Annotated in this window: 6 protein-coding genes; 5 read left to right on the forward strand and 1 reads right to left on the reverse strand. The window is 39.3% G+C overall.

The features are described 5' to 3' along the window. Positions 1-175 precede the first annotated feature (175 nt). The 5 genes from IQ229_RS15465 (at position 176) to IQ229_RS15485 (ending at position 3401) form a co-directional block, all read left to right on the forward strand. Positions 176-1012, forward strand: a complete 837-nt coding sequence (locus tag IQ229_RS15465) for an EndoU domain-containing protein (protein WP_194045091.1) — start codon at positions 176-178, stop codon at positions 1010-1012. Positions 1013-1055: 43 nt separating this feature from the next. Then, a complete protein-coding gene (locus IQ229_RS15470; RefSeq protein ID WP_228013493.1) occupies positions 1056-1592 on the forward strand; it encodes a GNAT family N-acetyltransferase in 537 nt (178 codons plus the stop codon). An 82-nt stretch (positions 1593-1674) separates the two neighbouring features. Further along, positions 1675-2304 (forward strand): class I SAM-dependent methyltransferase, encoded by a 630-nt coding sequence (locus IQ229_RS15475; RefSeq protein ID WP_228013494.1) that lies wholly within the window; start codon positions 1675-1677, stop codon positions 2302-2304. 239 nt (positions 2305-2543) lie between these two features. Continuing rightward, positions 2544-2888: a cupin domain-containing protein gene (locus IQ229_RS15480; protein ID WP_194045093.1), complete on the forward strand. Its 345-nt coding sequence runs from the start codon at positions 2544-2546 to the stop codon at positions 2886-2888. A 21-nt stretch (positions 2889-2909) separates the two neighbouring features. Beyond that, the gene (locus IQ229_RS15485) at positions 2910-3401 is read left to right on the forward strand and encodes a hypothetical protein (RefSeq protein WP_194045096.1); all 492 of its coding nucleotides are present in this window, start codon (positions 2910-2912) and stop codon (positions 3399-3401) included. Positions 3402-3634: 233 nt separating this feature from the next. On the opposite strand, the gene IQ229_RS15490 is transcribed toward IQ229_RS15485, so the two are convergent. Further along, a partial coding sequence (locus IQ229_RS15490; RefSeq protein WP_194045094.1) for a Crp/Fnr family transcriptional regulator occupies positions 3635-4243 on the reverse strand: 609 nt, incomplete at its 5' end.

Genomic DNA, 4243 nt, shown 5'->3' on the forward strand with positions numbered 1-4243 from the left:
CCACCGTTAATTAGCTTAAGATAGCGTAATCAATAAGTAAAAATTTCAAGACAATACATTTTTAAATAACTTTATCAACCCGGTTTTTTTAATAAACCAGGTTTGTTCTAATGTATGCTATCGCTTAAATTAAACTTGATGTAGTATTCCCATCTAAGTAATTCATCTAAAATTTATGCAGCCAAATTCTCTAACCAATAGGTCAAAGCAGATGATAAATTTATTTGCTTTTTTGCTACTGGTTTCCTCATTTTGCTGGCAAAATTCAGTGAAGGTTCAGGCTCAGTCAAATACGCAACTTCTGCCGTTTTTTGATAATACCGATAACCCAGTTCCTGTTCGGTTTCCCGCAGGGCAACAGGTGGATATCACGCCACCTCCACCGCTGCTCAATCCTTTTGACAAGGCTGTACTAAAACTCTGCGGCCCTATTGGTACAAGAGTTAGTCCTAATAATTTTAAACAATTATTATCTTATTACCCAGATGTCTTGCAGAAAATTCAGCAAGTTAGCGGCGGTGAACTGCGTCCTGGACGTAGAAATAAAGCACAATTCCTTGAAGATTTAACAAATATTTGGTTCCAACGTCAGGGGTTTGAACATATATTTTGTGGCGAAATATATAACGCCAAAGATATTGGTGGTTTGCATTTTTACGGCAGATATTTACAGTTACAAAATGAAGGTATAGGCGGACGTTTGCCAAATAATCAAGGACGAGAAGAAGTTATTCCTAATGTAATTTATACAATGGGTGTAGTAATTAAACAGAAAAATCGCACAGTAACAGATGTCATTAAAGGCTATGGCTACCTCAGCAATGCCGAAGAAATGCTTTTAGATGCCACCAAAATATTTAAACTCCAAGGTAATACTCAGGGAGTATGTATTTATAATGTACGTGACCAGGAAACGGGAAAATCTTTCCCTACGGTTTTTGTAAGTAAAGAAAAAGCGATCGTTACCTATTATCCCGATGCTACTCCTCAAGGTGCAAAATGTAAAAGTTAAAATTATTAGATTGCTTCTACTAAGCCCATAGAGGAAATACATAATGTTAGAAACACACCGCTTGCTAATGCGTGATTTTATAGAGGCAGACTGGCAAGCGGTTTTTACTTATCAATCCGATCCTTGGTACTTGCATTATAGCTACTGGACACAACGCACACAGAAGGATGTTTGCGAGTTTATCCAGATGTTTATCGAACAGCAAAAAGAGCAACCTCGGACTAAGTTTCAGTTAGCTGTTGTCCTCAAAGAAGAAAATCGGCTGATTGGCAATTGTGGTATCCGTGTAAATGACCCGGAAATGCGAGAAGCAAATATCGGCTATGAACTAAATACTCAATATTGGGGACAAGGTTATGCAACAGAAGCAGCAAAGGAAATTTTAAAGTTTGGCTTTGAAGAATTGAAAATGCATCGGATCTGGTCTTGGTGTGTTGCAGAAAATGTTGCTTCTGTAAGGGTATTAGAAAAAATTGGTATGCGTCGTGAGGGTCATTTGCGGGAAAAAGAGTTAATCAAAGGCAGATGGTATGACAACTTTCTTTACGCTATCCTTGACCACGAATGGAAAGCAAAGTAATCCTGCTTCTATGAGCTACCTCAGAGACAATATCATAAATTACTGAGAAATTGAGGTAAGACAAGTTCAGAGGGTAACAGACATGACCAACACTATCCTCAATTTCCAAACAGCTACGGGACACGAAGTATTAGCAGCAGCGGGTAAAAAATATCTCCGTCCTGGTGGACGAATAGCCACCGATAAATTATTTCAGTGGGCAAACTTTCAGCCTGGAGAGATAGTTTTAGAGTTAGGTTCTAGCTTTGGATATAGCGCGATCGCTTTAGCAAAAAGCTACCATGTGAAATTAGTAGGCATTGAAAAAAATCCTGAGAGTGTAGCTAGTGCGCGTGCTAATATATGCGCTGCTGGGTTAGAAAATCAAGTTGAAATTATTGAAGGTAATATTTTCAACCTAGAGGCAATTTCAGGAAAGTTTGATTATGTATTGGCAGAAGCTATTCTCACAATGCAATCTCCATCGGGAAAAGCCAAGATTTTAGCTGAAATTCATAATCGACTCAAACCGGGAGGTAAATTTCTCTCCCATGAACTGTTAGCCAGTGATAAAGAAGAACAAATTCATGCTGACTTAGCAAGAGTAATTCGAGTTAATTCTACACCACTTTCAGAATCCAACTGGATTACGGCTTTTGCAACAGCAGGATTGCAAGTAGAGAAATGCCAAACTAACTCAATGAATTTATTGAATTTAGGGCGGATATTTTAAGATGAAGGTTTTCTCAACACAACTCGAATTTTGTGGAATATCTTAACGCAGAGAGGTATCCGCAACCGAGTTATAGAAATTCACCAAGTGTTTCATAAATACCAACACGAATTAGGCTACATCATTTCGTGTGCTGTTGTCTAGTAACATAATTTATTCACCAAAACCATCGTCTGATAAATACTGATAATCATTCAAGGATTATTAGCCTTGCTTACGATTCATCATCCCAAAATACTATGACCAAAATCATAACTAGCCCATCTTTTATTACTCAACTACGAGAACAAATTGAATATCCCAGTGCAGGAGTTTTCAGCAAAGTACTGCTGAAAGATAACGCTTGTCAATACACTTTATTTTGCCTAGCAGCTAACACTGATATTTCTGAGCATACCTCTATTCAGAATGCCACGATAAATGTAATTGAAGGCAGAGGTCTACTCACTTTATCTGGAGAAGATATTGTACTTGAAGATGGTATTTTTGTCTTTATGCCTGCTAACGCACCTCATGCCTTAAAAGCGGAAAAAAATCTGGCATTTTTGCTCACACTTTCTGAGAAAGTTACAGATAAAAATTAGTGAATTATGGAGTCTAAAAAAATGCGATCGCTACTTTTAACTTTTACTCAAAATTTAAATTTCTCTGAAAATCAGTTGGAAGAAATACTATCAAAACCTTTAATTGAAGTTCTCAATTCACCTGAATTACAACAAGAATTAAACAGCTTAGATACCAGTTTGCTTAAGGAAACGTTACCCACAGCAGGAGGAGTTTTAGCTAAGGAATTACCACCTTTTTACAACTGGCTAAAAAATGAATTAGGAGTAAGGCGGGTTCCTGATAGTCCCGATCACACAACAACATGGGTAATTGGTTTTCTCCATAATCAAGAAAGTCTAACTCATTTGGTTGAGTTGCACCGTCCAGTACCTCGTCCGGCTTTAGAAGCTTCTATTCCCCGCTTGATAGGTATGTTTGAAGGTGTCGAAGACGCGCAAGTTCGGCAAGAATGGCAAAAAGCGATCGCAGCTCTATGTCTAGTTTTAGTTGTTGCTGCACGCGAACAGGATAGAGTCGCTGTAGCAATCTGAATTGGGAGCATCTCACTTTCATAAAAATATATCTGCCCTGGCGAATAGAATTCGCGGCTATACAGACAAAACCCACCTCCGTGGGTTTCCAATTTCTTGAGTCCGCGCAGGCGGACTTGGTTTGTGTAGCCGCGATTTCTAATCGCCAGGTATTTCCAGGTATTTGCAAAGGTGAGATGCTCCCTCTGAATTGCTGTCCCCCACGTGTAGGGGCGTACATCTGTGCGCCCTGACTAATCTATATCTCCAGAAGCGATCGCATCCAACTTCTCAACATTAAGGATCGTAATAGTCCCACCCCGGTGATAAGCAATTACTGGTTTGAGACTTTTGATTAATCGCACGCATTCTTCGTAAGTAATGCCGCTACTTCGAGCCATCCGATAATAAGATAATTTGACTTTTAAACATTCGCCTTGTGAACTAGATTCAGTTCCCGATTCAGCAGCAAAATATTGAATTAATCTCGCAAGGCGAACAATCGCTCTTTCAGAAACTAATCCGTGGACTGTTTCATGTAATTGCTGAATCCGACTGTTAAAAACCATCAGCATTCGTAAGGCGATTTCAGGGTTTTCTTCAATAGCTGTTAATAAAGCATCTCGCTCTACAGTGAGGATTTCACAATCAGATTCAGCAGTGACAGTTGCCGGAGAAATTCCATTTCCCAACAGAGCAGGAGCCGCAAAAATTTCCCCAGCAGCTAAGGCGCGAAGAATTGTTTCTTTCCCCGTTGTTGCTGTTTTGGTAACTTGAATCGATCCACTGACAACAGCATAAAGTTTTGCTGGTAAGCGATCGCCTTCATGGAGAATAATCTCTCCTTTAGGATGGCGTTGCAC

The organism is Nostoc cf. edaphicum LEGE 07299, assembly GCF_015207245.1.
GTDB classification, from domain to species: Bacteria; Cyanobacteriota; Cyanobacteriia; order Cyanobacteriales; family Nostocaceae; genus Nostoc; species Nostoc edaphicum_B.

Excerpts from the sequence above, each read along its gene's own strand:
- IQ229_RS15465 (WP_194045091.1), top strand. The coding sequence starts at position 176 with ATGCAGCCAAATTCTCTAACCAATAGGTCAAAGCAGATGATAAATTTA.
- IQ229_RS15470 (WP_228013493.1), top strand. The coding sequence starts at position 1,056 with ATGTTAGAAACACACCGCTTGCTAATGCGTGATTTTATAGAGGCAGAC.
- IQ229_RS15475 (WP_228013494.1), top strand. The coding sequence starts at position 1,675 with ATGACCAACACTATCCTCAATTTCCAAACAGCTACGGGACACGAAGTA.
- IQ229_RS15480 (WP_194045093.1), top strand. The coding sequence starts at position 2,544 with ATGACCAAAATCATAACTAGCCCATCTTTTATTACTCAACTACGAGAA.
- IQ229_RS15485 (WP_194045096.1), top strand. The coding sequence starts at position 2,910 with ATGCGATCGCTACTTTTAACTTTTACTCAAAATTTAAATTTCTCTGAA.